The organism is Ruegeria sp. CDSC079, assembly GCF_059610505.1.
In genome coordinates this window covers 461,056-486,227 of record NZ_JBXWNT010000003.1, presented here as the reverse complement: position 1 = coordinate 486,227, position 25,172 = coordinate 461,056, and the positions used below count along the sequence as shown (strand labels likewise).

The window sequence follows — 25,172 nt, the reverse complement described above, 5'->3', positions numbered from 1 at the left end:
GCATTGTCCAGGCTTGGCAGCAGCGACAGTTCCAGTCGGTCAAAATCGCGGGAGAAATGCCATGGGATTGGTCGGTCAAAATAGCCCTGCCAGACATCCATCGTGAAATGCGCCGAGCCAAACAGATGCGCTGCCTCAAAAGCCGGGTCCGACGGGCCAATATGGATAAAGTTACCGAACTCATCAGGCATTGCCGGGGGATGGATATATCCGTTCCAGGGCGGCAGATACATTCCCGGACCATCCGGTCCGGGCACGATGGCCCCATAGGGTGTAGTCTTTCCGACAGGGTTAACCGTGTACATGCGCGGACCCGATGGACCAGGGCCGATACTGCCCTGCGGGGCCGATATTTCGACTAGCTCAAGCTGGGGGTCCTCTTCCAGAAAAGGGGATTGCGGATACAGCAGAAATCGCGTTCCAGGCTCTTCTTCATCAAGGTGATCTGGTAAGTTCACAATACCCCCCTTTCAGGCCACGCCTCGGATCCGCCTTGGGGCGGCTAGTCAACGGTACTATTTAATCCGGCATCCGCGTGACAAAACAAATACTCTGCTTCTATCAAATCAAAAAATGCTTCCCGCCCGGCCAATCCAAGTGAAACTGCATATGATTCAAGATCATCTGGCACTGGTTGGTCAAGCTGTGTTTCAAAATACCACATAACCATAGGTAGGCGCCTGCTTGCGGGACCGCCTCGGGCAGTCAATGATTCAGCTCCCCTTTGTGCCTTGCGATGGGCACGATCCCGCAATTCGGCATAGCTCCCGTCACGGCGCAACTCGCGCAAAAGCGATGACTCAAGGACCGAAGCCCGAGAGGTAATGTGGCCGTGCACCCGAGCGGCATCGGCCAGCATCGCCTCGTATTCCTCGACACTCAGATCATTCTCGTCCAGCCATGCCATCAAAGCGGCGCGGCGCGACAGGCCGGCTTTTTGCCGGTGCGCATCCATTTGTGCCATCAGGGCAGGGCGGTCGGGCTCTTCATCCCGCCGATCAGCCTCTTCCCGCGCCAGCAGAGTCAGCGCGGCCCGTTCACGCAGCCGCGTATACATGTCCGGGTTCAGCCTGACTTCATCGATAACCGCCTGATCGGCCTTCTGATCGGCATCCACTCGGGCACGCAGCCCTTTCCACATCAGCGTTTCTTCGGTCGGTTGCTGCGTCGCCGGGAAGGGAAGGTCGTTTGCCAGATCTTCGGCCATACGCCCAAGCATCTCAATGGCATCACGCGCTTTTGCATCAACCTTGCCGTTTGGCAGCCAGTCCACAAAACTCTGGATGTCAGAAAGCCCGTTCAACGCGTCAATTATGTTAGGCCAACTGCGCTGACGATAGTTCATGCCTTTGGCAATCCGCAGAACCTCTGCGGCACGTTCAGCGACCAACATGCCTAGATTATGCGCCTCCTCAACCGTTGCTCGGACCGAGACCATGGGTTCGCTCAATGGCAAATAGCCCAATTCTGCCGGGCTGTGCAGGACCGCAACTTCGTCGTCATCCTGCAGGGTTCGGCTGTAGAAATCCTCAAAGATTCGACCCACGCCGATCATACCGAAATCAGCCAACTCTGCCGCACGCAAAGCACCCATGCTGGCACTGCCATAAACGGGGATTCCCTGATCCATCGCCCAAAGAATCTCTTTATGCCAGACCGACGGGACGCCCTCAAAAAAGCCGTCTATTATCCCGATCGCACGCGGACGATCACGTGCCACGCGATATACGTCCCCCTGCCGGACCGGGGGCAAGATCACAGGGTCCAAGCATTGGGCCACAGCATCGGCTGTCAACGTCGGGCCCACAAAAATAACGACACTCATCCGTATGTTTCCATTACACGCTGCGCGCGTTCCCCGGCGATGTAATCGGGGTCGTCATGAGGCGCTTCAAGCCCCGGTATGACAGCTCGGACAACGGCGATCTCATATTCCGGGCGCGATAGATCGACCGTGATCACCTGCGAAATACCTACAGTTTCGAGGCGGGTAGTCAGCAAGTTCAAATCCTCTTGGAATGATCCGGTGGCATATGTCGGAGTATTCGAAAAATCCTGCGTCGCGTCCGAACTGTCTATCTGATTGCGAATATAGGCACATCTTTCTATCTGCGCCTGGTCAGTAAACTCTTCTGGGTCCAGATCATCACGCGCGCCAGAGATATAGGTGAGGCGGGTTTGTGCCGCTTCGGTCAGGGCCCGCAACAAAGCAATGGCGCGATCTGGATGGCAGCCATCACCAATACCGATGTGGCCGTTCTGCCCGTCCGGCTCGCTGATCGTACATCGGAAACAGGCGATTCCGATGTCCGAGGTGGTGTCCCAGATGCCCAGGTTCAGGCCCGCCGCCTCAATCATGCTTATTGCGTCCTTGCACCTGTCATCATCGATAGTGTCTGGGTGGATCCGTGCTGGCGCGGACTGAAATTGCCACAGTGTGGTGGCATCGCGTTCGATGAGTTCAAAGATCGCATGGCAACTGGCTTCAAACAGGTTGTTGCCGGATGCCAAACCATTTGTCGTTCTGGGAAAGGCTACCTGCCCACCCATCGGCAAAGACGTATAATCGGTATCGACCATCTCCATTGGAACCCAACGGGCGCAAGCGGAATTCAAATCCCGACCCTCTACCCACAATCTGTTCGCATCAGGATCAAATCGGCCACCAGTCACCCGAGGTAGCTTATCAACATCCACCACCGGCGCATCGCGCGCTATATCGGTAAATCGTGCCAGACGCTGAGGCGCCGTTACCCGTTCCGCGTGCCAGCTTTCGATCGCTTCCATAACCCCCGACGCTTGCGCGGCCGGGACTGACAATCCCTTGCCGAGCGACACCGAAACCGATCGGGAATTCGGGCGCGCAACCATGACCGTGGGCAATCCGATACGATCCAGGCCGGTTAAGTTCGCAATTCGAGTAATGCCCATTTCACGCAAATAGGGCGTTACGATTTCCAATGTTTGGCTGGGGCTTCGCAGGCGATGAGTATCAAGCACATATTGCTTTTCCGATACGTCAGACATGATGCAACCTTGCCAAAAACAAAAGAAATTGGCCACCAGGCGAAAATACTTGCCGGTGACCGGATCAGCTCAGGATGGGGGATGATTTCATATGGGTCAACTCTGCCGCCCATAATTGTCTCAACACGACAATCTACTTGCTGGACAATGATAAGCGCGGGCTGAACCAACTGTGTCCAGCAGCCAGCACCTAGAATCGAATTGCAGCAACGATATTCAAAGGATGTCGCATTATTTTAACATAATCTTCATTCTGCGTCATTTATAGCGAGACCGGAAACCCAAAATGTTTCGAAAAGCTGTCAGAAGCGCGCCTTCTTTCGTGCGAAGGTCCCAGGGCAATCGGGAAAGTTGCTCTATTGGGTCTAATTTATAAAATATAATCAATGCAATACACTGAACTATGGTGCGGGTGGAGGGACTTGAACCCCCACGCCTTGCGGCGCCAGAACCTAAATCTGGTGCGTCTACCAATTTCGCCACACCCGCACGACCAGCAGCAGCTGCCGGAATGCCGCTCAATAGCAAAGCTTTTGAACGAGTGCGAGAGGGAAATTGTAGTTTACACGAAGAATATTGATGCCCGTTTCAGAACAAACCCAACCTCTGCTTAGAGGCACCACACGCCCCGAAAACATATGAAAGACCGCACGACCACACCGACCGGAAAGGCCAATGGACTTTCAGCTGACCAAGCTTTGCCTGACGCCGCCCAAAACAGAAATCTCGCAGACCAGGTAGCCCCCAAAAAAGACTATGTGAAACATAGCGTCCTGTTAAAATTCACCATTGATGAACCTGCCAAATTTAAACACCCTCACGTTGTGCCGTGTTGTTGTTGCCTTTCCCGAAAGCGCACTTTGTTTGGGCGATGGATTCTGTCTCATGACAAGATTTTGCCAAATATGGAGCTGACCACATGTATGTAAAACTATAATTTAATAAATAGTTACACCCCATTTGGAGACCAGCTATCAAATTTGGCAGGCTGTGAACTTCAGCCGATATGCTCATATTTTTATACGCTTTTTAGTTTAGTAGTGGGCCCGGGCAACTCCGCAGCCATACTTGCGCCACAATTCAAACGCCAAAAAATCTTATTCGCGTCAAAATAAGACCGCCTTGCCAGTAGTTGATGGGTGGAAAGGAGTTAATGAGTCTTTTGCCTTCGGGCGTCTTACCAGTTCGTTCGCTCAACTCCAGTACAAGGGTCTTTACCATGACCAACATGATGAACTCTGCATCTGCCGAGCAAGACGCGATTGGTCTTGCACGCGAAAGTTTTCTTGGTGAACTCAAAACCCTGAATCGCGAACACCCGAATACCGGGTTTGGCATCTCGCTGCGTACGCATTCTGGCGGGCATTATTTGCTTGCCAATTCCCGAATGCCCCTGCCCGAGGTCAAATCCCAGGGTTTCCCAACAGGGCGCAGTGTTGCGTGCCTGGAAAATAGCGACTGCTTCAGCTCGATCGAAGTGCTGGCCGATGCCCGCGCATATGAATCGATCACACCAAGCGCCGAAGCCGCAATTTTGGGCAACGCCCTGAACCTGATCGCCCGGATTGATACGCTGACTAGCGCACCTCACGGGCAGATCGAACCTCATATCGCCGCTACAGGAACCGGAGGCTAACCATGGCGCGTAACGATCATCTTTTGTCTGTTGGAAACGAAGCGCTGACCCCAATGACTTCGGCCATGTCGGCATTGACGACACAGATTGACCAACTGACAGAGGTGGCGGACGCGCGCTCTTCGGCACGTCTTGCGACGCTCAAGACACGCATGGAGAATTTCACTGCCAGCGTCACGCTGGTCGGTCAGGTCAAGGCGGGAAAATCTTCGCTTGTGAACATTCTGTCCGCACGCCCTGCCTTGCTGCCTTCGGATGTGAACCCCTGGACCTCTGTGGTTACCACGCTGAACATCAACACCAGAACCCAGGGTGATACAAAATCCCGGTTCACTTTCTTCGAACAAGAGGAATGGGACAATCTGATGGTTGGAGGCGGCCGGCTGGGAGAGCTGGCCAATCGGGCCGGCGCCGACGATGAAATGGACGATATCCGCCGTCAGATCGGCGAAATGAAAGCTAAGTCCGAGGAACGACTAGGTAAGCATTTCGACCTGATTCTGGGGCAAAGCCATCAATACGACTATTTCGATGAGGAACTGATCCAAAGGTATGTGTGCCTGGGTGATGAAGACGACCCGGACATCAACCCCAAGACCGGTCGTTTTGCGGATGTGACAAAGTCGGCTGAGCTGTACATGGACATCCCCCAGTACCCGATTTCCCTCAAGCTGTGCGACACACCGGGTGTAAACGATACGTTTATGGTGCGTGAACAGATCACCCTGCGCAGCCTGCGCGGGTCCGAAGTCTGCATTGTGGTTCTGGCAGCCAGTCAGGCTCTGACCACAATGGACATGGCGCTGATGCGGATCATCGCTCAGTTCGAAAATCGTCAGATTATCCTGTTCGTTAACCGAATTGACGAACTTGCAGATCCGGTCACCCAGGTTCCTGAGATTCGGGATCGGATTCTGGACACGCTGAAACAGAACAATATCGACACCAAGGCAAGTGTCGTGTTCGGCAGCGCCCTGTGGGCCGAGGCCGCGATAACTGGCAATCCCGATATTCTGTCTGAGGAATCCCGGAAAGCCCTGAACACGTTCTATCTGGCGGCCGGGTTTGGCGATCAGGCCCCGTCACTGGACAAGATTTGGGCGTTGTCCGGTTTGCCCGACCTATTGCTGGCGATGAATGAACGCATTGCCGAAGGCGCAGGAACTCGACTTCTGGACCGTGTACGCCACCGGGCGCGCAACATCGCCAGTCAGATCCGGGCGACCGCCGTGGCCAAAAAACTATCCGACAGCGAAGGGATCGTGCGAGAGCTGAACGGGGTAGCACCCGAAGACGCCGTGGCAGAGGTCAACGCAGAATATGAAAAGAAGGCCGCTGAGCTTACTGCTTCCTTGCGCGCGAAAGTGCTTGAGCGTCTGAACTCGGCCGAAGCCAACTTTGTTAAACGTGCCACCGATTCTCTAATCGCGCATCTTGAGCAAAATGGCGAGCAAGGAACGTGGCAGTACGATCCTGCCGGTCTGCGGACCTTGCAAAAAGCGGCCTATTTTAGCTTTGCCCGGTCGATGCGCAAAGAAGTTGGTGCGTTGTATTCAGCGGCAGCCGCTGACATCGAAGCGTTGTATCAAAGCTTGCTGGGCAACCATCTGGGAGAGTTCAGCATCGAGGCACCAATCGTCCCGCGGGTACCACCTCCACTGGGTATCGGACGCACGATTGCCCTGGACTTGCAAAGCACATGGTGGCGCCGCTGGTGGCAACGCCGCAATGGTTTCGAGGCCTATGCGGCGGATTATACGCGCCTGATCACATCAGAGGCGAATTCGATCACCAAGGATATCGAAGAAAACCAGATTGCAGCAGTTCTTGAAAATGTCCGCGCCGCCCTTTCCGACTTTATGCGCGAGCAAAAGGAGACTCTGTTGAACATTTCGGCCTCAGCCGAAAAGGACCCCGGTCGCAGTGCAGCGCTGATGGAGGGGCTGGCCCCTCAGAAATCCCGCGACGATATCCTCGGCGATATCCTGAAAGATCTTAGTAACGAGGCAGCATAAGTAGCGATATGGCAAAAGATTCACAAACCCGCTTCGTCTCTTCAAAAGCATGGGACCGCATTGAGAAATGGTCCCGCAGGAAACCTGTTTTTGCACTTATGGGGGAATTCAGCGCCGGCAAATCAACCTTGATGAACTTTCTGCTGCGCTCGGAGGCACTGCCTACACAGGTTACAGCCACACAGCTGCCACCAGTTTGGTTCAGTTGGGGTAGAAGGTCGGCCTATGTACAACGCCCTGACGGAACTCGCGAAAACATTGACCTGGACCAGCTGGAACAAGTCGGGGTGAATGATGCCCAGTTTATTCGCATATTTCTGGAATCCGACATCCTGGAAGCCGTCGACCTGATTGACACCCCGGGTATTTCCGACCCCAAGATTTCTACTGATGTCTGGCGACGGGCTGTCGGTCAGGCAAATGGCGTTATTTGGTGTACGCACGCCACGCAGGCATGGCGCGAAACGGAACGGGCAACCTGGGTTTCCCTGCCCGAACGGTTGCAACATAATTCATTGTTGCTGGTCACACGTGCAGACGTTTTGGATGTCAAGGATCGCCAAAAGGTCCTTCGTCGTGTGAACCGCGAAGCAGGTCACCTGTTCAACCGTTCGATCCTGTTTTCAGCACGTGATGCCATCATGGCCCGCGACAAAAGTGGGGACGCCGAATTGTGGACCCGCAGTGGCGGTGGCAAGATGGTCGACAGCTTCCTGGAAATCACAGAACTGATCATGGACAGCCGCGCTCATCAGCTGGCGCGTTATCAAATTGACACCAGCTTGTCCGATGCTCCTCAGGTACACCCGCTGCGCCCGCGGCGCAATTTCTCGAATGTACAGGGAACCGCTCCGCTGAAGCTGGTAAATCCGCTGCATGAGGGAACAGAGCCCGAGGTGGTGACACAATTCCCCGTGCGCCCTGCCCGGGTCGAACTGCGCCCCGATGAGGTTGAACGTGCCCCGCGCATTGACCCACAAGAGGCCGAACGTCTGCGCGCCGACATGACCTCGGGCGCCGAGATCGTAAAAGAAGAAAAAGAAGACGAATTGCGGGCGTTCTTCCGGGAGACCACTCCCGAGGACTTGGACGTTGCCGATCTGTCCGTTGCTCCTACCGAGGATGATGAAACAGACCCACAGGCCGTATCCGTCATTGATGAAACTGACATTGTTGAAGTTCAGCCACTTTCTGCGGAAGCCGAAGTTGCTGAAGAAGAAAACCTGTTCAGTGACGAAGACGAAGCTGACACATTCATGGCCTCTTTGGAGGACCAGCTTACAGATGTTCCGGAGCCCGAAGAGACCGCTCAGGCAGAGCCGGAAGAAACCCCGGTCGAACTTTCCGTATCCTCGATCACAGCGTTGATGGCTGAACAATCGGATGATGCCGAGGATGAGTTCGAACCAGAGCCGGAAACCAATGGCCTGGTGAACACTCAGGTTGTAGCCCTGCCAGAGAGCAGACCGGAAATCGCGGGCTCGTTTGAAGACATTGTGAACGTGTCCGTCGACACCCCGCTTAGCGCGGCGGCGATGTGGCGCGAGGTCACGGATGGCGAAGACATGCCCACCAACCCAGAAGCGTTGAAGAAGGTATTTCAAGCATTTCTTGAGGAGTTTGACCAAATCACGGCCGAACACAATGCGCGAAAATCAGATAACGCGGTAAGGCCCATGGCCAATACCTCTGAAGACACGGGTGTTGAACGACATGTACTTTAGCGGTGAGAAACCTAGGAGACAGGGCAACTGATGTCTATCGAAACAGCATTAAACGATGCGATGGCGACCATACCCGACTGCATAGCAGCCGGGTATGTCGACATGAAGACAGGTATGTTGCTAGGCACCCATGTCACAGACTCGGAAAGTGCCGAAGCCTTGGATACTCTGGCCATTGCGGTGGCCAACCTTTTTCAGGGGCACGGTGTGATCGCGTTTGAGAATCTGCTGCGTTCGACCGACGCCGACGATACGGAAAATCCTGGGTTTGGCGAAATCGCAGTGTTTTCAAAGGATCGGCTGAATATTTTCCTGCGGACCCCGGACTACCCGGACCATGTGGTCTGCTACATCTGTCGCGACAGTGCCAATGTGGGGCTGGCGCTTACTAAATCGCACATAAGCCTGGGGCCGGTTACGGCCGCTGTATAACGGGACCAGAGGGGGTCACGGCATGATGGATACTGACATACTGGACATGCTCGAAGACATCGGGCGGTTGTCGGTCGCCCGTTTGAATCCGACGGTTACATTAGCTGCTGAGACGACTGAGATTCGTCGTGAAAAGATCCTGCGTACAATTCGCGGAACCATTTTGCCGCGTCGGCTGGAATTTACCGCGGCCAATGGTGATTGTCTGGCAATGGAGGTCAACAGCTCGCGGGTAACTGATGTTTTCCGGGTCCGCTCGGGCATGATACCGGATTTTGAAACTACTCCGCGTGAAGAGCTTGCGACCCGCTTAGCCGAATTGGTGTCCGATATTGCAGCAGCCCCTGCCCCGTTGGAGCTGCTTTCTCTGCAACCGGACACGGCGCTTGAGGTCGATGATGTCGGTGTGACTTTCAGCGAGATTGCAAAGGCTTGCGGCACTATCGAACTGCCGCCCGAGACGGTCGTTTCTTTGGTTCCCGACACGCCTACTCCGCAAGAAACAGATATTCCAGCGCCCGCCGCCGGGGCGACAGCCGGAACCATTGCCAGCGCGTTTTTTGACGGCGCTGAACGGTTCGCATTGGGACGCGCCGAAGTCACCTTAGACGGTGCAGCCATATTGCGGCTCGAAGGAGTATGCGACGTCGGGCAACCCATGCACGCCGATCAGGATCTGCTTCGTCAGTTTACACAGGATCTTGTTGGGTGGGACGGTGACGCCGCCACCGCGCTGGATCATCCTCAGCTGATTGTAATGCGGCCTTCAGGGGGCAAAGGGGATGCGCTTGCCGTTCTGCATGACGGGTCACATTTTGCGCTGGCCATTCATGAAGCGCGCAAACTGGGAGCCGTCGTAAACCTTTGGAAATCAGTTACGGGATCGGAAAAATGATCCGGTGCCAACAGTTCAATTTTTCAACGAATTCGATCCGTGAAATTAAGTAGTCAGGGTATGTGTTATGAGTGAGAATAATCGTCGCGAGTTACTTCGAATAGCCAACGAGATGAAAGGCGTCAGCAATGACGAAACCGGGCAGTTTATCTCTCGGATCATTGGTGATCTTTCGAACCTGAAGCCCTCGATTGCTTTTGTTGGTCAGATCAAGGCCGGCAAATCCCGACTGATCAATGGTTTTACCGGACAGGCCGAATATCTGCCGTCGGATGTGAACCCTTGGACAACCGTAATCACTGATATGCATTTCGGCCACCCGTCGGGCCGGACGCAAGGTGCCGAGTTCCATTTCTTCGACAACCGTCAGTGGCAGTCCCTGATTGCCGAAGGCGAAGAGCTGCGCAACATGTTCCCCGATGACGAGGACAGTTATAAGCGCGAGATGATCGAAGAACAGGTCGACGCAATGAAGACCCGCGCCAAGCTTCGGCTGGGCGATAGCTATGAACAGCTGCTGGGCCAACATCATGATCTGGAAGACCTGAATTCGGATGATTTGGCACGTTATGTTTGCGCAGGCGATGACCCGACCGAGGGTGGGACACATGATCCGGCATCGGACCGGGGCCTTTACAGCGACATCACCCGAAAGGCCGAGGTCTATTTTGACATCGGACATTTCCCATTTCCGCTTACGGTCACCGATACGCCCGGCGTAAATGACCCCCTGTTGATCCGCGAAGAGATCTCTCGCCAATACCTCAAAGAGTCCGACTTCTTTGTGGTTGTCCTGTCGGCGCATCAGGCGCTTTCTCGGGCGGACTTGAAACTGTTCCGCCTAATGCAAGCGCTGGAGTTGGGCCAGATCGTGGTTTTTATCAACCGCGTGGACGAATTGGGAAATGGTGCCGAAGATGCGTTCAAGGTGCGGGCCGATGTTCTGGACGGGCTTGAGAAGGCGCTTGGGAACTCGAACATTGACGTGTTGACCGGCAGTGCCCAATGGGCGCATTACGCCCTGACCGGTGACGAAGCCGGTATCAACCACGACGATGTCCTGGCCTGGCTGCGCGCGCACCCCGATCAGATGAAGCAATATCTGGACGGTGTCGAAGAGATCAAACAAGGCCCCGGCCCGATCAGCCGCGAAGGTGTTTTGCGCTTTGCCGCTATGATCGCCTCCGGGTTGCCCGATCTGCGCCGGCATGTGACCCGAGCGCTGACAGAAGGCCCGCGCGATGAACAACTGCGTATGGCCTGGCAGCATCTCAACAGCTTTGCCCAAGGTGAATTGGACCGGTCCAAAGCGCATCTGCGCGCGATCGAGAACGACACCACAACCTCGGCAGAAGACGCTGGTGAAAACAACAGGATATTGGCCGATCTGCGGAACTCGGTCAGCGACAAGACCACCAAGATCATTGACGAAATGGATGACGTCCTGGCCAACCTGAGAGGCGTAATGGATGACACCGTGGCTGAGGCGGTGTCGGGCGTTATTCGCGGCCCGAACGGAGATTCTCCGCTGTTGTCGAAAACCGGAGAAACCGAGCTGAATTTCACTCCGCTGCGTGACCGCATGCGCGAACTTGTTCAGGGGGCCACCCAAGTTGTCCGCCAAAGAATGCTGAGCGAGCTCTACGCAATCGACATGCAAAGCAATGCCACGCTGCGGGCTCTGCCCGGCTGGCAGGACGCAACCGACAACCGGATGAACACCAGCGCAGTTCGCTGGTTCCGTCCGGACACGTCCGCTTTGACCCGTGGCATCACTGTCGAACTTCGGGTAAACTGGTTGTCCCGGCTGATTTCGCGTAAAAGTGTCGTGTCCCGTGCCGAACGCATGATCGTTCAGGAGTTTGAGATGATCGGAGATGATCTGGTGGATACCGCCCGCGGTGATTTGACCGAGCGGCTTAATACCGTGCTGGACCATTATCTGGCCCTGCTCGCCACACATCTTGAACATCGTGCCGGAACCGGCGAAACAAATGCCCGGGCCGAGGCGCAAGCCGCCTTCAACCACGCACAACATATTTCTGACGAGCTGGGCACCCTATTCAGCCAGCATCAAACAGATGAAATACTAGCAGAGGCAGCGGAATGATCGAATTTCCCGGAACCGACAAGGAAGTGAGGCAGCTCGAGCGCTTTCTGACCGCGACCGAAAGCCTGCCGAGCGACGTGGCGCTCGAAGATATGCGCGCCCGCGCCTTGGCGCATGCCGAACGCTTGTCAAACGCGGTCAATATTGGATTCGCCGGAGAATTTGGGGCGGGAAAATCCAGCCTGGCCAACATGTTGGCCGGCGCAGATATTCTGCCTACCGGGCCGCAACATCTGAAACTGCCGCTCGTTATTGTGGCATATTCCGAAACCCCCGAAACAACTGTCGGGTGGTGGGACCGTGAACCTAAGGTCTATTCCGGAATTGCACTTGAAAAGGCCGCCAAAGACGAACCCGACTTTATCTCTGTTGGATTGAACACCCCTGCCCTGCAAGAGATATCGCTCTACGATCTGCCTGGGTCAGGCGCTTTGGATGATACCTATAAACCGACGCTCGATCTGCTCAAATTTGTGGATTGCGCGATCTGGTGCACCAACGGCACAAATGCATGGCGCGAAACGGAACGCCATCTTTGGGCTAAGGTTCCGGAAGAGTTGCGAGCAAACAGCATATTGGCTGTGACACATACAGATTTGCCTCCGGTACGCGACGCGCTTGACCGGGTGTTGGCCCGCTTGAACAAAGAAAAGCGCAATATGTTCCGCTCGGTTGTGCCGATCGGCACCCCAGTGGCTGTCCGTGCCATGGCGCAAGAGCCAGAACCGGATTTCGCCCTTTGGGAAACCTGCGGTGGACAGGGGCTGGCCGAGCAGGTGCTTGATATTGCTTCGAACCGGCGACAGGCAGACCTGAGTTCGGCGCGCGAAGATCTGGAACAGCACTTTCTGCCCTATCTGAAATCGATTGACGTTCAGGTGCCGGACATAGCCGCCCTCGACGCGCCCTCTATGCAGACCACGCTGGAAAACGTGCTACCCCCTATCGACAATCCGATCCTGGAAGACTGGCTTGCCGCGATTGCCAGTATCTATGAAGACCTGCGGGAAACCTCAAATATGGAGCCTGCGGCTTTCCTGCAAAGCTGTCAGGAAATCGTTGAGGATTTCGCCGAGCGCCTGGAAAACGATGGCGAGATTGACCCGACGGCGGATTGGATTCCGGGTGAGTTCGAAAAGGCCACGGACTTGTTGCTTTTGCTTCAGTTCGAAAGCGGCGTTGCGCCACTGAAGGATGCGATTAGCATTCTGGCACAGCTGAGTGACAACCTTGCTTGGGCCGGCAGCCGGGTTGAATCGGCACAGCCAAAGACCGGAACCTGAAATTTCCGCTCAAGGCTGAGCGGCAATTCCGCGAATCGTAGAAGCGATTCCTACGAATCTATTGTTTCGAATTTGTAGACCAATCCTTAAGAATTTGTTTTTAGCTTTCGATTTTATCACAATATATTTCTATATGTAGTATAAACTGTCAAATAAACACTACATATAGATCAATCGCAAAAACGATCCTTAGTGAAGCCATCAGGCGGCCCCAATAAAGTCAAATTTGAATCGTCTAACCGACTTGAGTGTCCTGCGGTTGTTTTTGGTTGTGTGTTTGCGGGCTATTTGCCCAGGTTTTTTGCCGCAAAACGATTAGAACGGGCGGAATGAAATGAGCCATAACCAGGCTGTCGGTGCAACGCACGACGAACCTAAGATTGAAGGACTTGAACCTGGCGCAAAGCTGTTGCGCGGGCAGTATGAGATTCTTCGTTTCCTCAGCAATGGCGGGTTTGGGATTACCTACCTGGCCCGCGACAGCCTAGAACGCGATGTCGTGATCAAAGAGTGCTATCCGGGCGCTCTGTGCCGTCGGAATGGTGACGCGGTTGAACCCATCAATCCCGACCACAAAGAAGATCTGCGCGCGATCATCGACCTGTTCATTCAGGAAGCCCGCAATCACGCCCGACTGGTTCATCCCAATATCGTTGACGTACATCAGGTCTTTGAAGACAACGACACGGCGTATATCGCAATGGACCTGATCCGGGGTTGCGATCTTCTGGATTATTCCGAGAACCCCGAAAACGACGCGGGCCCGGATTTCATTGTCCAAGTCACCGAGAAAATGCTGTCGGCCGTTTCGTTCATCCACCAAAGCGGAATGCTGCATCGCGATATCTCACCGGACAATATTCTGATTGACCAAAACGGAGACCCGGTCCTCATCGACTTTGGTGCCGCGCGCGAACAGGCAGCCAATCAATCTGCTGCCCTGTTGACTTTGCGCGTTATCAAAGACGGCTATTCCCCGCACGAATTCTATGTACGCGGCGCAGATCAGGGACCCAGCAGCGACCTCTATGTTCTTGCGGCGACGCTTTACCACGCCATCAGTGGCGAACGTCCGATCGACGGGCAAACCCGACTGAATGCCTTCAACAATGGCCAGGATGATCCCTATACGCCCCTCGCAGGTCAGTACAGCGGCTATCCCGATGGGTTCCTTGAAGCGATCGACAAAGCGATGGAAGTTCACGCAACAGATCGTCTGCAAACGGCCCTGGATTGGCTGCGGATGTTCCGTGGTCCCGGCGTCATGTTTGACTCGTTCGCCTATCGTCCGGTCTCGGTCATCGTAGCGATGGACCGTAAGGACGAAGTCGAAGAGCAAGCCCGGATCAAAGCCGAAAGTGAAAATGCCGAGGCGGTGGTGACTGCCTTGTTGGCTGGGAACCCTGACATTGCCCTGGGTAATGAGGATAAGTCTGAGGGCGATCTGGCCAAGTTTGCACAAAAAGAAGAGGCCGCGGTTGCGGTCGATACGATCGTCAAGAACGGATCAGGCGGCAGCGGTAAAGTCATCGCAGGCGCTGCTGCGGTGGTGGTTGCCTTGGCTGCAGGCGGATTCGTTTTGTTCAGTGGCAGCGAAGAAACCCCCGAACCGACAGCAGCGCCGGTCCAAGTGACCGAGACAGAGGCACCAGCCTCGGAACAGCCGGAAGAAGTCGTGGAAACGGCGGCACCGGCCGCTGCGGAAGAGGTCGTGGAAACGGCAGAACCGGCCGCTGCGGAAGCTGAAGCACCAGAACAAGAAGTCGCAAGCGCAGAACCTGTTGAGCAGACGGATACCCTCACGGCGAAAAACGCCGAAGCGCAACCTGTCGAGGCAGCCCCGGTTGCTGCCGACCCGGTAGAAATCAGCGCTGCTGCTGGCCAGCCGGCAGAAACGCAGATTGCGTATTCTCATTGGGATGTGGAAATACCGTTCCAGACCTCGAAACGCCGCGCCTCGACTGGCAGCGTCGTTGTCGTGACCGGCATTGACCCCACGCTGGATACTTCCGTGATCGGAGAATGGGTGCAACATGGGGCGTCAATTTATACTGTGAATGGAGTGCCGGTCCAGGCTGATGCAAGTTTTGCCGCCCAGATTTTGGATGACCTGAAGGTCGATCCGGATGGGTATATCCGCATCACTGCCCGTTATCGGGAACTCGGAAAAACCCGTGCGCAGAACGGATTGCTGGCCCTGCCCGCCATTCGCATGTTGGGTCTCGAGAATGGTTATGTGTTCACTATCAGGAACAGCAATGGAAACGGCTGGGCAACTGTTGTTGACACTGCACCAGACGCACCCGCAGCAGGCAGCCTGCGCAAAGGCGATGTACTGATCTCGGAAAATCATACCGGTCAGAACATTACCAACCCTGAAGGGCTGGACGCGCTTTTGCAGCTCCTTGTTTCTGAAAACCAGTCCGAAGCCCGCTTTACAGTTCTGCGCAACGGTACTGAAACGGGTGCGGTTATGCCCCTGGTACAGGAGTAATGATCCGGTCTGATTGTGATCTGCCTGTGTGTGTTTGCTGAGAGTGAAGCGAAAGCCATCACTCTGACGGGGACCGGCCCGTCGCAGAAGGTAAATGAGTTTTTTGTTCCCAATCATCAGTGCCTGTGTGCCGAACGTGCAGAGGTGAGTAGCAGCCCCATGGGACGTAGTTCCTGTGCCAAGAAACAAAGGTGTCGACACCATGTTTAAATATAAAAGCCCCCTTAGCCGGCTTCTCGAAGGTGCCGGCAAACCTCAAGAGACCGAAACCGAGGAGGTCGCGTCACCTGAGTCTGATAACGCTGAACCGATTGCGGATTTCAACGCACTTCGTAACGCACTGGCAGGCGGCAACATTGCTGCTGATAGCTACGATGAAAGCGAAGAACTATTACCCGAAGGCAAGATGCCGGTGTTCTCCGAAGCTGAACAAGCCACTGCCGATGAGATTATCGTCGAGGAAGTGGTCGCCGAAGTGCAAAGCGCCACCGAGGTTACAGTTGATGCCGACCCAAAGGACGACGAACCGGTTGTGACACTGCATGTGCCAACCGAAGAACTGACAGCCACGATTGAAGATCCCGCGCCTGAAATGGCGATGGAAGAACCGGTCGTAGACGTAGTCGTCGAGACAGTTGATCCGGAACCAGAAGCGCCTTCTGCCCCGGAGGTCGAGGCACAACCTCAGCCTGCTCCTGCGGCAAAAGAAGACAGACGCAGCCGTGTGAAAACCACCTTCCTGGGCTTCGAGCGCGCGGATACGCATGTTCAGGACCTGATGGAAACAGCCGAGCCGGTGGCTATGGCCAAGACCGAGACCGCGCAGGCGACATTCCCGGTAGGATGGCTTGTTGTAACTTCCGGCCCCGGCCGCGGTTCCAGCGTTACGCTGACAGAAGGCCTGATGCAGATTGGGCGTAATGATGACCAGGCGATCCAGCTGGACTTTGGCGACACTGGGATTTCCCGCAGCAACCATGCGGTAATTGCCTATGACCCGGAAGACCGCAAATGCTATCTGGGCCATGGCGGCAAGGCCAATCTGGTGCGCCTGAACGGCAAACCCGTTCTCAGCACGGTTCCACTCTCCACAGGCGATCTTATCCGGATCAGTGAAACCTCAATCCGTTTTGCAGCCTTCTGCGATGACGGCTTTGATTGGCGGGATGTTTAATTGATGCTGGCGACCCCAGCATATGATCTTGCGCTGATCCTGGATCAGGGTCAGCGCGACACGCAGGAAGACGCGGTCGCGTCGCGTATGTTCGACGCGGCGGATGCGGGCTATGTCATCGTCGCGGACGGAATGGGTGGGCATGCGGCAGGAGAAGTGGCATCTGAACTGGTAGTCAAAGCCTGGCGCGATGCACTGGATACCGAACTTGAAGCAGACGCTCCGGCTGAGACTGCGCTGATCGACGCCTTACCCTTGGCAGCCATGCAGGCAAATGCCGCGATTTCGACTTACTGTGAGGAGCAGGGTGAAGATTTCAACATGGGATCAACCATGTTGGGAGTTTTGCTGCTGGAAAAGCGCGTCTTCTGGATTTCGATTGGCGACAGCCCCCTTTATCTCTATCGCGACCGTACCCTCAGCCAAATCAACGAAGACCATTCGATGGCTCCGATGATTGATGCTCAGGTTGCTGCAGGTACCCTTACGCCAGACCAGGCGTCGTCTCACCCCGACCGAAACCAACTGACTTCGGTGATAATGGGCGCCGCAATTCCCAAGGTCGATTGCCCGGAAGAACCATTGGGTCTTAGCACCGCGGATGTGCTGATCGTGGGAAGTGATGGGCTGCAATATCTGAGCAACACAGAAATTCAGGCAATTCTTGAGGAAAACGAAGATGCGCTGGCTCAAGATATTGCGGATGCGCTGTTGCGGGCACTGAGAACCAGGAACGACCCGGATCAAGACAATACGTCGATTGGCGTCATCAAACTCAGAAGAAACGACTAGAGGCAAAGCAACCGGACCAATGAAACTCCATCTGATCATATCCAGCCTGGCACTAGCTGCCGCGACGGGCGCTGCTTCGGCACAAGAAGCATGCTCAACCTATGAAATCCAGCGAGGCGACAGCCTGCGGGAACTGACCATCGCAGTCTATTCGACCGAAGATTTTCGGATCATCTTCGAGGCAAACCGCGATGTAATCGGAAATAATCCCAATGTCATCCGCGTCGGCGACGTTTTGACCCTGCCCTGTTTGGAAGATATCGGGCGCGCGGCTGCCGTGCCGCAGACAGAGGCCGAAGCAATGGCCGCCGAAATGGCCGCCGAACTTGTCAAGGCTGCGGAAGATCGCGCTGCCAAAGCTATCGCCGAAGCCGAGTCCCGCGTGGCCGAAGCCAAAGCAGAGGCGGTCATCGCCGCCAAGGCTGCGGCCAAGGATGAGATCGAGGCTGCGCGTGCTGAAGGTGCTGCCCTAATCCGCAATGCAGGTACCGGTGAACGTCCTGAAATCCGGGACCGTCAGTTGATTTTGATCACTGGCGGCAACTATTCCCCGTTCACGGATGAAGCTCTGCCGCATCGTGGTCTATATACAAATCTTGTGGAAACCGCGATGTTGCGCGCAGCACCGGAACAGTCCTACAAGATCCAGTTCGTCAATGACTGGTCTTCACATCTGGATCTGTTGATGCCGACGCTGGCATTTGACGCAACCTTCCCGTGGTCGCGTCCAGATTGTGACGACGCAGATGCACTGTCTGAAAATGACCGTTCACGTTGTGAAACCTACAATTTCTCGAACCCGTTCTATGAAGTTGTGGACACGTTCTTTGCTCGCGAAGGTTCGGGCTATGAAGAGACCCTGACATATGCGGACTTTGCCGGTGCAACCATCTGCCGACCCGAGGGCTGGTCCCTGTCGCATATGGACGCGGTGGGGCTGTACGAGCCCGCGATCACGATGCTGCGCCCGGTTTCGCCGGATGAATGTTTCCATGCATTGATGGATGGAACCGCCGACATCGCCGCAATTGAGGCCCATCTAGCCGTCGAGGCAATCGGTCGGCTGGGTTACGAGCATCGCATTGTAGAAAACCCCAACCTGGCAGCAATCAAGTCTCTTAACATCATGACTCACAAGGAGAATCCTGATGGAGAAGCGATCCTTGAAACGCTTAATCAGGGTCTGGCGATCATGCAGCAATCAGGCGAGTGGCGCGACATCGTCTCAACCGCTCTGCGTTATCAAATGGAAAATGGCTAAGGCCCTTATCGGCCTAAACTCAAAAAAGTCTGGAGGAAGTGGACATGTATAAATTTAACCTGAAGAAAGTCGTGATTTCGGCCACCGCCGTCACCGCACTGAGCGCCGGAGCTGCCGCAGCACAGGAAGCCTGTAGCAACTATACCGTCGCGGATGGTGACACGATGGCGACCATCGCCATCGCGGCTTATGGCACCTCGAACTATCAGCCGATCTTCAACGCCAACCGCAACATCATCACCAACCCAAACGCGCTGGCGCCTGGATTGGTTCTGTCCTTGCCCTGTGAAGACGGTAGTCTGCCGAATGGCCAGTCAGCACAGGAACTGATCGCAGCAGAAGAAAAGCGTGCGGCCAGTGTGAAACGTTCGAACGTCTACGCCCCGCCAATCAAGCTGGTAGCGGGTAACGGATGGGAGCCATTCACGACCGAAAGTCTGAGTGGTGGTGGGATCATGACCCGCCTGGCGACCACAAGTCTTCAGCGTGCCGGCAACAGCCGTGATTTCTCGGTCAGCTTTGTCGACGACTGGACTTCGCATTTGGAAACTCTCTTGCCGCTCGGCGCATTCGACATCTCGATCGCCTGGACAGTTCCAGATTGTACAAATCACACCTATGAGTGGTCTGCAGCGACTGAATCCCGGTGCAACGAGTTTGTTGCTTCGGTTCCGGTCTATGACATCGTCGGCGGTTTCTTCACTCTGCCGGAAAGCGAATACTCACAAGCGACGGCCTTCGAAGACCTCAAAGGTGCAACCCTGTGTCGTATGGACGGCTGGAGCATGGTTGTACTTGAAGAAGTTGGCTTGAATTCCGATAACCTGACGTTGGTTCACCCCAGCTCGGCCCGCGAGTGTCTGGATGCCGTTTTGACCGGCTCAGCCGATGTGGCCGCGTTCGAGGTCGATCTTTTCGCCGCAACCATGAAGGACATGGGCCTGACCTCGGAAGATATCGTAGAAAACCCCTATGTTTCCACGCTGTCCTCGATGAGCTTCCTTGCTCACCGCACCAACCCGTTTGCACGTGAATACATCGCTATGGTCAACAAGGGCCTGAACGAAATGCGTGAATCCGGCGAATGGTACGCGATCATCTCGGACACGCTGCGTGAACAGAACGAAAAGCTGAACGCCGCGTCGAACTAATACCGATACATATGAACAGTCGCAGGGCCGGTCTTTGGACCGGCCCTGTCTTTTTTCAAGATCCAAAGATTTTTGCGACAAGAATGAGAGTCCGAATAATGGCTGCCGCGGTTTGATGCCTAAAAGGGCCGACCTTCCCTTCGAAGCCGAAACAACTTGGTCCCGGTGGCACTATCTGCTGGCGTTTGATCCAAAAGACTCGACTCTGTAAAAGCGGAAGCATAAAAAGAACAAATCAAGAACATATTGGTATCTGGCATGTTCGATGGAATGCAGCGTCGCGTCGTTTCATTGTGGTTTCCTCGGTTGGCAAGCGACCGGGTTCTGCGTCGACGCCTGGTGAATGGGCCCTTTGTCCTGACGCTCAAACAACAGAATGCCAATCGTATTTATTGCCTGAACGCTCAGGCTGCGGAACAGGGGCTGCATCAGGGCATGTCCTATGCGGATGCGCGCGCCTTTTGCCCCGCTTTGCAAAGCTGCACAGCCGATCCTCAGGCCGATATGCGTTTCCTGCACATCCTGCGTCGCTGGGCAACGCGCTATTGCCCCTGGGTGGGGATGGAAGGCGAGGATGGGCTGGTGCTTGACGTCACCGGGTCAGCCCATCTCTTTGGCGGCGAAGAGGCGATGTTGGCTGATATGCGCGGACGGTTTGCGCGCGCAGGGCTCTGGGTGCAGATCGGGTTGGGGGATACGCGCGGTGCGGCTTGGGCGCTTGCCCGTTATAACGAGGGGGTCGCAGCCTCTGGCAATATGCTGACGGCCCTAAAGTTGCTGCCGGTGGCGGCCTTGCGTCTGGATGAGAAGACCTCGGTCGCCTTACAGCGCATGGGCCTGCGCAAAATTGGTACATTGGCGGCAGCACCGCGCGCACCGCTGACACGGCGTTTTGGTCCCGGTCTGCTGCTCAGGCTGGATCAGGCTCTGGGCGCGCAACCCGAAGCAATCACGCCGCTGTCCGATCCCCCCCATTACGCGGTGCGCATGACCCTGCCGGACCCCATCGGATTACTGTCGGACGTGATGGCTGGTACCGAACGGCTGTTGGCCCAGCTCTGCGCCAAGCTGAAGGCGCAAGAGATGGGCGCCCGGAAACTTTGCATGACATTGCGTCGGGTGGACCAGGACTGCCAGCTGGTTGAACTGCGTCTGGCCCGACCTCTGCGCGATCCTCAGCGTATCCTGTCTTTGTTCGAACGCGGTTTGGGGGAAATAGATGCTGGCTTTGGCATTGATCAAATGCGGTTGGAGGCTACCGGGGTTGAAGCGCTGCCAGTACAACAAATCAGCCATGTGTCGGACCACAGCAAGAGCCGGCTGGATGATCTGATCACCCGGCTGGGCACCCGGGTCGGGCTGGAGAACATTCAACGTTTCCTACCTGCGGACAGCCATATTCCCGAGCACAGTTTCATCATCGCGGCCGCCGCCTATTCCAGCCCCTCCAGCGGGTGGAGCAGCCTGAACCCACGACCGCTCTGCCTGTTTCCACCCGAACCGATTGCGGCAACCGGCCCACATCCGCCCGCGCGGTTCCGCTGGAGACGCATGCCCCTGACAACCGGCCATGCCACGGGCCCCGAACGCATCGCGCCCGAGTGGTGGCATCAGGATGAAAGCTGGCGGTCCGGTCTGCGGGATTACTGGCGGGTGGAAACCACGCAGGGGCGCAGGCTCTGGCTGTTTTACACGCCGCAGAATCCGGGCTGGTTTGTACAGGGAGAGTTCGCATGATCACAGCAAACCGCCCGACAGACGCCCTGCACCGCCATATGCCAAAGCCCCATGCACAGGGGCTGGGTTATGCCGAACTCTGTGTCACCACGAATTTCACCTTTCTGACCGGGGCCTCCCACCCCGAAGAGCTTGTCCTGCGCGCCGCCGAGCTGGGATTGTCGGCAATAGCTATCACGGATCACAATTCGTTGGCAGGGGTTGTGCGCGCATGGTCGGCACTGCGAGAGCTTAAACGACAGACCAAACAGCCCCTTCAAATCAGATCTGAATATCGGGTTGATTCCTCCTCCCGGCAAGAGGTTGGCCACAGGCAGGCGCTTCCGAAACCGGACTGTACTGTTCTGCCTAAACTAATTACTGGCTGCCGGCTGCTGCTGCGCGACAGTGCGGTAGATTGGGTGGCGTTGCCCTGTGATCTGGCAGCCTACAAACGCTTGGCCCGCCTGCTGACTCTGGGCAAACGGCGTACAGATAAGGGCGATTGCGAGCTCTATACGCAAGACATGCTGACGGCTTGCAAGGGCATGATCCTGATCGCCCTGCCCCAGACCACCCTGTCAGAGGCCGCATCAGATATTCAGACCGTGCGACGGCGCTTTCCCAATCATGTTTTTCTGGGCGCTGTTCCGCGCTATGACGGCAGCGATCAGGCCTACCTGGCCGAATGCGCCCAACTGGCCCAGAAGAGCTGCGCCCCCATGGTGGCGGTCGGGGATGTTCTGATGCACCGCGCCCACCGCAAGCAACTGGCCGATACCCTGACCTGCATGCGCGAAAATATTACGATTGATCAGATCGGTACACGCGCATTGGCCAATGCCGAACGCCGCCTCAAATCCGGCCATGATCTGGTCCGGCTGTTCCGCCATCACCCCAGCGCCTTGCGGCGCACGATGGAGATTGCCGACAGGTGCAGCTTTGATCTGGCGGAGCTTTCGTATGAATACCCCGATGAGATTGCAAGCGGGGAACATCCGCAAACGCGTCTGGAACGTCTGGCACACGAAGGGTTGCAGCGCCGGTACCCCGAAGGGCCGCCCGACACGGTGGTCGGGCTGATGCGCAAGGAACTGGCGGTGGTCGCGGATCTGCAGTTTCCCGCTTATTTCCTGACTGTACATGACATCGTACAATATGCCCGGTCGCAGGGCATTCTGTGTCAGGGGCGCGGGTCCGCGGCCAATTCGGTGCTCTGTTACCTCTTGGGCATCACGGATGTCAGCCCCAACCAGATCGCCATGGTCTTTGAACGGTTCGTGTCCAGATACCGGGGCGAGCCGCCGGATATTGATGTCGATTTCGAGCATGAGCGGCGTGAGGAGGTGATCCAGTGGATTTACGAGAAATATGGCCGCGAACGTGCTGGTCTTTGCGCAACTGTCATCCATTTCCGCACCCGTGCAGCCATTCGCGAGGTGGGCAAGGTCATGGGGCTGTCGCAGGATGTGACCGCTGGGCTGTCGAGCCAGATCTGGGGCATGAGCAATGGCGGCGTTGATCTGGACCGTATTCGCGAGCTGGGGCTGGACCTCAGCGACCGGCGCCTCATGCAAACCATTCATCTGATTGGCGAAATCATCGGCTTTCCCCGCCATCTGTCCCAGCATGTTGGTGGTTTTGTGATCACCAAAGGACGCCTGGACGAGCTTTGCCCGATTGAAAATGCCGCAATGGAAAACCGCACCGTCATCTGCTGGGACAAAGATGATATTGATGCTCTGAACATCCTGAAAGTCGATGTGCTGGGGCTTGGTATGCTCAGTTGTCTGCGCAAATCCTTTGGCCTGCTGCAACAGCATGAAGGCCAGACCCTGAGCATCGCCAAGGTGCCTCAGGACGACACCGCCACATATGACATGCTCTGCCGGGCGGATGCGATCGGCGTCTTTCAGGTCGAAAGTCGGGCGCAGATGAATTTCCTGCCCCGGATGCGCCCCCGCGAGCTTTATGACCTGATAATCGAAGTTGCCATTGTGCGCCCTGGCCCCATTCAAGGGGATATGGTGAAGCCCTATATCCGGCGACGCAATGGGCTGGAAAACCCCGAACCCTTTGGCCCGAAACTGGAACAGGTGACAGCGCGCACATTGGGCGTCCCCCTGTTTCAGGAACAGGCCATGCAGATTGCCGTGGTCGGGGCCGGATTCACGGCGGAAGAGGCCGACCATCTGCGCCGCTCATTGGCCACGTTCCGGCGAATGGGCACAATCGGCACATTCCGGGATAAATTCATCAATGGGATGCTGGGTAACGGCTATGACATCAAAGTAGCTGAGCAGTGTTTTTCCCAGATCGAAGGCTTTGCCGATTACGGGTTCCCGGAAAGCCATGCGGCGGCCTTTGCCATGCTTGCCTATGTCTCGGCCTGGCTGAAACGCCATCACCCGGCGATCTTTGCCTGCGCGCTTTTGAACTCTCAACCCATGGGGTTTTACGCGCCCGCTCAGATCGTGCGCGACGCCCGCGAGCATGGGGTCGAAATCCGCCCTATCTGCGTCAATCATTCCGAGTGGGACAATATACTGGAACGCCGCCCCGATGGCGCGCTGGCGCTGCGGCTGGGATTCCGCCAGATCAAGGGGTTCAGGGAAGAAGACGCCGGCTGGATTGAGGCCGCCCGCGGCAATGGCTATCAGGATCCAGAGGCGCTGTGGCTGCGTGCGGGGCTGCGGCCTGATGTACTGACGCGCTTGGCCGAGGCAGACGCTTTTTCCGATATGGGGCTGACCCGGCGCGATGCACTCTGGCAGGTCAAAGCCATTCAAAGCCCCAAACCTCTGCCCTTGTTCAATGATCCGATTGACGGGGAAACGGTTCACGAACCCCCGGTCAACCTGCCCGCCATGCAGCTGGGCGAAGAGGTGGTCGAGGATTATGTTGCCACCCGCCTAACCCTGCGGGCCCACCCGATGGAACTGCTGCGCCCCTCTCTGCCAGGGCTGACCACACATGTCGCCTTGTTAGAGGTGCCCCTGGGGCGGCACAGCGTTTGTGGTCTGGTTATCACCCGTCAACGGCCGGGCACGGCGTCGGGTATAATTTTCCTGACGCTAGAGGATGAAACCGGGGTCAGCAATGTGGTGGTCTGGCCCAAGGTTTATGAGCGTTTCCGCCGGGCCGTGATGGGCGGGCGCCTGCTGCGGATCACAGGGTATCTGCAGCGTGAAGGGATTATCGTGCACCTGATCGCCCAGGACGTTCAGGACATGTCACATAAGCTTTCCGAATTGGGGCACCCGCAACCAGGGGTCCTAAGCACCGAAGGGTCCCGCACTGATGATACACCGAAGAAATCCCGCTATCCTGCCAGGGCAATGCACCCACGGGATCAGGCAAAGCGGCTGTTTCCAAGCCGGGATTTTCATTGAACCGCACTGCTGCATATCTCTGGCAGGGTCCGCACTGTCGGATTGCCGCAACTCAAAACAATATTGAGGC

16 protein-coding genes, 1 tRNA gene and 1 pseudogene are annotated in these 25,172 nt (G+C 56.1%); 14 read left to right on the top strand and 4 right to left on the bottom strand.

The window, feature by feature from the left end; all coding sequences use genetic code 11:
- From AC2FIC_RS08065 to AC2FIC_RS08050, 4 genes and pseudogenes are all read right to left on the bottom strand, one after another.
- A pseudogene (locus AC2FIC_RS08065) lies at positions 1–458 on the bottom strand (gluzincin family metallopeptidase); the annotation flags it as partial.
- Between the two features lie 44 nt (positions 459–502).
- On the bottom strand, positions 503–1,825 hold the full coding sequence (locus AC2FIC_RS08060) for a TfuA-like protein (RefSeq protein ID WP_496691612.1): 1,323 nt from the start codon (positions 1,823–1,825) through the stop codon (positions 503–505).
- Positions 1,822–3,027: a YcaO-like family protein gene (locus tag AC2FIC_RS08055; protein WP_496691613.1), complete on the bottom strand. Its 1,206-nt coding sequence runs from the start codon at positions 3,025–3,027 to the stop codon at positions 1,822–1,824. Before AC2FIC_RS08055 ends, AC2FIC_RS08060 begins: the two co-directional genes overlap by 4 nt.
- Before the next feature lie 404 nt (positions 3,028–3,431).
- Positions 3,432–3,516, bottom strand: a tRNA-Leu gene (locus AC2FIC_RS08050).
- 730 nt (positions 3,517–4,246) lie between these two features.
- Here AC2FIC_RS08050 and AC2FIC_RS08045 point away from each other — a divergent pair.
- From AC2FIC_RS08045 to AC2FIC_RS07980, 14 genes are all read left to right on the top strand, one after another.
- Positions 4,247–4,663, top strand: coding sequence for a hypothetical protein (locus tag AC2FIC_RS08045; protein WP_142636441.1), 417 nt, complete (start codon positions 4,247–4,249; stop codon positions 4,661–4,663).
- Positions 4,664–4,665: 2 nt separating this feature from the next.
- A complete protein-coding gene (locus AC2FIC_RS08040) occupies positions 4,666–6,678 on the top strand; it encodes a dynamin family protein (protein WP_142636261.1) in 2,013 nt (670 codons plus the stop codon).
- 131 nt (positions 6,679–6,809) lie between these two features.
- Positions 6,810–8,402: a P-loop NTPase family protein gene (locus AC2FIC_RS08035; RefSeq protein WP_496870116.1), complete on the top strand. Its 1,593-nt coding sequence runs from the start codon at positions 6,810–6,812 to the stop codon at positions 8,400–8,402.
- Positions 8,403–8,432: 30 nt separating this feature from the next.
- Positions 8,433–8,834 (top strand): hypothetical protein, encoded by a 402-nt coding sequence (locus tag AC2FIC_RS08030; protein WP_496691615.1) that lies wholly within the window; start codon positions 8,433–8,435, stop codon positions 8,832–8,834.
- A gap of 22 nt (positions 8,835–8,856) precedes the next feature.
- A complete protein-coding gene (locus tag AC2FIC_RS08025; RefSeq protein WP_496691616.1) occupies positions 8,857–9,729 on the top strand; it encodes a hypothetical protein in 873 nt (290 codons plus the stop codon).
- 67 nt (positions 9,730–9,796) lie between these two features.
- Complete coding sequence (locus tag AC2FIC_RS08020) at positions 9,797–11,839, top strand: dynamin family protein (protein WP_496691617.1); 2,043 nt, start codon at positions 9,797–9,799, stop codon at positions 11,837–11,839.
- Positions 11,836–13,122, top strand: a complete 1,287-nt coding sequence (locus AC2FIC_RS08015; RefSeq protein ID WP_496691618.1) for a dynamin family protein — start codon at positions 11,836–11,838, stop codon at positions 13,120–13,122. The genes AC2FIC_RS08020 and AC2FIC_RS08015 overlap by 4 nt, the downstream gene beginning before the upstream one ends.
- Before the next feature lie 334 nt (positions 13,123–13,456).
- The gene (locus AC2FIC_RS08010) at positions 13,457–15,616 is read left to right on the top strand and encodes a serine/threonine protein kinase (protein ID WP_496691619.1); all 2,160 of its coding nucleotides are present in this window, start codon (positions 13,457–13,459) and stop codon (positions 15,614–15,616) included.
- A 202-nt stretch (positions 15,617–15,818) separates the two neighbouring features.
- On the top strand, positions 15,819–16,790 hold the full coding sequence (locus AC2FIC_RS08005) for an FHA domain-containing protein (protein ID WP_496691620.1): 972 nt from the start codon (positions 15,819–15,821) through the stop codon (positions 16,788–16,790).
- Positions 16,791–16,793: 3 nt separating this feature from the next.
- Positions 16,794–17,582: a PP2C family protein-serine/threonine phosphatase gene (locus tag AC2FIC_RS08000; protein ID WP_281995081.1), complete on the top strand. Its 789-nt coding sequence runs from the start codon at positions 16,794–16,796 to the stop codon at positions 17,580–17,582.
- Positions 17,583–17,601: 19 nt separating this feature from the next.
- Complete coding sequence (locus tag AC2FIC_RS07995; protein WP_496691621.1) at positions 17,602–18,843, top strand: peptidoglycan-binding protein LysM; 1,242 nt, start codon at positions 17,602–17,604, stop codon at positions 18,841–18,843.
- 44 nt (positions 18,844–18,887) lie between these two features.
- Positions 18,888–19,994 (top strand): transporter substrate-binding domain-containing protein, encoded by a 1,107-nt coding sequence (locus AC2FIC_RS07990; RefSeq protein ID WP_142636241.1) that lies wholly within the window; start codon positions 18,888–18,890, stop codon positions 19,992–19,994.
- A 258-nt stretch (positions 19,995–20,252) separates the two neighbouring features.
- Complete coding sequence (locus AC2FIC_RS07985) at positions 20,253–21,731, top strand: Y-family DNA polymerase (RefSeq protein ID WP_496691622.1); 1,479 nt, start codon at positions 20,253–20,255, stop codon at positions 21,729–21,731.
- Positions 21,728–25,102 carry an error-prone DNA polymerase gene (locus AC2FIC_RS07980; RefSeq protein WP_496691623.1) on the top strand — a complete coding sequence of 1,125 codons (3,375 nt, stop codon included), beginning with the start codon at positions 21,728–21,730 and terminating at the stop codon, positions 25,100–25,102. The genes AC2FIC_RS07985 and AC2FIC_RS07980 overlap by 4 nt, the downstream gene beginning before the upstream one ends.
- Positions 25,103–25,172: the final 70 nt, after the last annotated feature.

What these genes read in the sequence shown, in the direction of transcription:
- AC2FIC_RS08060 (WP_496691612.1), bottom strand. Translation starts at nt 1,825, where the DNA reads ATGAGTGTCGTTATTTTTGTGGGCCCGACGTTGACAGCCGATGCTGTG.
- AC2FIC_RS08055 (WP_496691613.1), bottom strand. Translation starts at nt 3,027, where the DNA reads ATGTCTGACGTATCGGAAAAGCAATATGTGCTTGATACTCATCGCCTG.
- AC2FIC_RS08045 (WP_142636441.1), top strand. Translation starts at nt 4,247, where the DNA reads ATGACCAACATGATGAACTCTGCATCTGCCGAGCAAGACGCGATTGGT.
- AC2FIC_RS08040 (WP_142636261.1), top strand. Translation starts at nt 4,666, where the DNA reads ATGGCGCGTAACGATCATCTTTTGTCTGTTGGAAACGAAGCGCTGACC.
- AC2FIC_RS08035 (WP_496870116.1), top strand. Translation starts at nt 6,810, where the DNA reads ATGAACTTTCTGCTGCGCTCGGAGGCACTGCCTACACAGGTTACAGCC.
- AC2FIC_RS08030 (WP_496691615.1), top strand. Translation starts at nt 8,433, where the DNA reads ATGTCTATCGAAACAGCATTAAACGATGCGATGGCGACCATACCCGAC.
- AC2FIC_RS08025 (WP_496691616.1), top strand. Translation starts at nt 8,857, where the DNA reads ATGATGGATACTGACATACTGGACATGCTCGAAGACATCGGGCGGTTG.
- AC2FIC_RS08020 (WP_496691617.1), top strand. Translation starts at nt 9,797, where the DNA reads ATGAGTGAGAATAATCGTCGCGAGTTACTTCGAATAGCCAACGAGATG.
- AC2FIC_RS08015 (WP_496691618.1), top strand. Translation starts at nt 11,836, where the DNA reads ATGATCGAATTTCCCGGAACCGACAAGGAAGTGAGGCAGCTCGAGCGC.
- AC2FIC_RS08010 (WP_496691619.1), top strand. Translation starts at nt 13,457, where the DNA reads ATGAGCCATAACCAGGCTGTCGGTGCAACGCACGACGAACCTAAGATT.
- AC2FIC_RS08005 (WP_496691620.1), top strand. Translation starts at nt 15,819, where the DNA reads ATGTTTAAATATAAAAGCCCCCTTAGCCGGCTTCTCGAAGGTGCCGGC.
- AC2FIC_RS08000 (WP_281995081.1), top strand. Translation starts at nt 16,794, where the DNA reads ATGCTGGCGACCCCAGCATATGATCTTGCGCTGATCCTGGATCAGGGT.
- AC2FIC_RS07995 (WP_496691621.1), top strand. Translation starts at nt 17,602, where the DNA reads ATGAAACTCCATCTGATCATATCCAGCCTGGCACTAGCTGCCGCGACG.
- AC2FIC_RS07990 (WP_142636241.1), top strand. Translation starts at nt 18,888, where the DNA reads ATGTATAAATTTAACCTGAAGAAAGTCGTGATTTCGGCCACCGCCGTC.
- AC2FIC_RS07985 (WP_496691622.1), top strand. Translation starts at nt 20,253, where the DNA reads ATGTTCGATGGAATGCAGCGTCGCGTCGTTTCATTGTGGTTTCCTCGG.
- AC2FIC_RS07980 (WP_496691623.1), top strand. Translation starts at nt 21,728, where the DNA reads ATGATCACAGCAAACCGCCCGACAGACGCCCTGCACCGCCATATGCCA.